The organism is Pseudomonas juntendi, from assembly GCF_009932375.1.
Classification (GTDB): domain Bacteria; phylum Pseudomonadota; class Gammaproteobacteria; order Pseudomonadales; family Pseudomonadaceae; genus Aquipseudomonas; species Aquipseudomonas juntendi.
In genome coordinates, this window is the sequence record NZ_BLJG01000366.1 from 1 (window position 1) to 2239 (window position 2239).

The 2239-nt window shown below is 62.0% G+C and carries 2 protein-coding genes and 1 pseudogene; all 3 read left to right on the forward strand.

The features are described from left to right. Nucleotides 1–632, forward strand: a pseudogene (locus tag GYA94_RS25980) (hypothetical protein); the annotation flags it as partial. Next, entirely contained in the window at nt 632–1141 is a 510-nt protein-coding gene (locus GYA94_RS25985) for a structural cement protein Gp24 (protein ID WP_014859748.1), read from the forward strand. The pseudogene GYA94_RS25980 and the gene GYA94_RS25985, both read left to right, overlap by 1 nt. Before the next feature lie 11 nt (nt 1142–1152). Continuing rightward, nucleotides 1153–2130 carry a major capsid family protein gene (locus GYA94_RS25990; RefSeq protein WP_161893388.1) on the forward strand — a complete coding sequence of 326 codons (978 nt, stop codon included), beginning with the start codon at nt 1153–1155 and terminating at the stop codon, nt 2128–2130. The last annotated feature ends 109 nt before the right edge of the window (nt 2131–2239 follow it).

A 2239-nucleotide genomic window follows, 5' to 3' on the forward strand; every position in this document is an offset into this window, starting at 1 on the left:
ACCACATGGCGGTTGTTGAAGCAGCGCGGGCCGGAAAGATGGCCCGAATTTTTGACCACAAACCGAAAGGTATCCCCCCAATGGCGACCCGGAAAGTCTTCCTAGACTCCAAGAAAAGCCGCTCCGTCATCCTCGACGAAGAGACCGCAACGGTAGTCGAAGACGCCGTGTCAGGCCTCATGAAAACCTTGGATGAAGCCAACGAGCGCGCAGACAAGGCCGAAGCGGCCAAAGACGAAGCCGAAGAGAAGGCAGAAGAGGCGAAGAAATCGACCTCCGACGCTGCCATCGGCGAGCGCGTCAAGCTCACCCTCGACACCATCGCCTCCGCCTCGAAGATCGTGAAGAACTTCGACAGCAAGGGCCTGGTGTCCCCGCTGGAAATCAAGCGCGCCGCGCTGGCCCAGCTGAAACCCACCCGCGATTGGGCCGGCAAGTCCGAGGCCTATATCACCGCCGCATTCGACTCCGCCGAGGAGGATGCGAAGGAAACCAACGACGAGGATGACGACGAGGACGCTCAGGCGACCAAGGACAGCCTCGCCGGCCTGGCCAAGGACCTGAAGAATCGTCCGAAGCTGACCAATGACGGCTCCGATGCCTACAACAAGTTCCTGCGGGGTGAAAAGTAATGGCTACCGCTTTCGATACCTTCGACCAGTACGCCGGCAAGGCCTACGAAGGCCAGATCAACGACCTGTCCATGGCCGACATCACCTCGGGCGTGGCTGACGTTGCCATCCCGTTCGCCCGTGCCGTCGTTTCCGGCTCGGCCGCCAAGCGTGACGCATTGCCCGGCGCCGGTGCTGGCTTCTTCCTGGGCATCTCGGTGCGCAAGACCGTAGGCGTCAGCTCCAGCTACATCAGCGGCCAGGGCAACGGCACTTCGAACGTGGTCGGCAGCTACCGCGCTGGCGAAGAGACCTCGCGCGTCTCCCATGGCCGCGTTTGGGTAAAGACCATCGACGGCGCCACTGTTGGCGCTCAGGTCTACGCCAAGCCCACCACAGGCGAGCTGACCAATGCCGCAACTGCTGGCAACCATCTGCTCCAGGGCTGCACCTTCCTGACCGCTGCGGCGGCCGGTGAGCTGGCACTGATGCAAGTCAAGGCCATTGGCCTCACCACCATCGCCGCGTAAGGAGCGATCACATGCGAACTATGGACGCACAGGCCCAGGCGCAACTGGGCTTCCTGGTCGGTAACCTGACCTACATCGAGCAAGAGGTGCTGCGTCAGCCGTACCCCGAGATTCGATACCCTTCGATCCTCACGGTTGACACCTCGGCGCCGGACTACATCGAGTCCATCGGCTTCAAGGTTCTGGACTACAAGGGCGAGCCAGCCCCGATTGGTGATCTCTCGCACGACTTCCCGGTCGCCGAGATCGCTTCCAAGATCGGTGGCGTCGATGTTGTGCAGGCTGGCCTGGGCTACTTCTACACCCAGATCGAAGTCGGCAAGGCCATGGAAATGGCTAATGCCCAGGGCTTCGGCGGTGCGATCAACTACCTGGCCGAGAAGCCAATCGCGACCCGCACCCTGACCGAGCAGTGGCTGGACCGCGTGGCCTTCATTGGTGATGCGCGCTGGCCTTCGCTGGCTACTGGCGGTCTGATCAAGTACCCAGGCGTGCCAGTGCTGGCCACCGGCACCCTGCTGGGCGGTGCAAACAAGACCTTTGCCCAGATCCTTGCTCAGGGCCCTGACACGGCCGCAAGCGAGATGCTGACCCTGCTGAACAACCTGATCCTTCAGGTTTACCAGGTGCAGACCAACAGTATCTTCCGGCCGACTCACATCCTGCTGCCGCTCAAGCAGTACGGCCAGCTGACCACCTTCCGTATTCCGAATACCTCGGAAACGTTGGTGAGCTACCTGGAGCGCGTGCTGAACATCACGTTCGAGCCGATCCTGCAACTGGCCGGTGCCGGTGCTGGCGGCACTGACCGGATGATGGCGTACACCAAGAACGCCCAGTTCGCGAAGTTCCACCTGCCGATGCCGTTCCAGCTGAACGCGCCGATCCCGTCGCACGGCGGCCTGCGCTTCGAAGCTGCTGGCGTTGTCCGCACTGCCGGCACCGAACTGCGGGTTCCGCTGAGCCACGCCTACGTCGACGGCATCTAAGGGGGTCACCATGTCTTCGAAGAAGATCTACACCAACGTCAGCGCCAACCCTGTCGTCCTCTCGGATGGCAGTTCTGTGCAGCCAGGCGGGCAGACCACCGAGGATCAG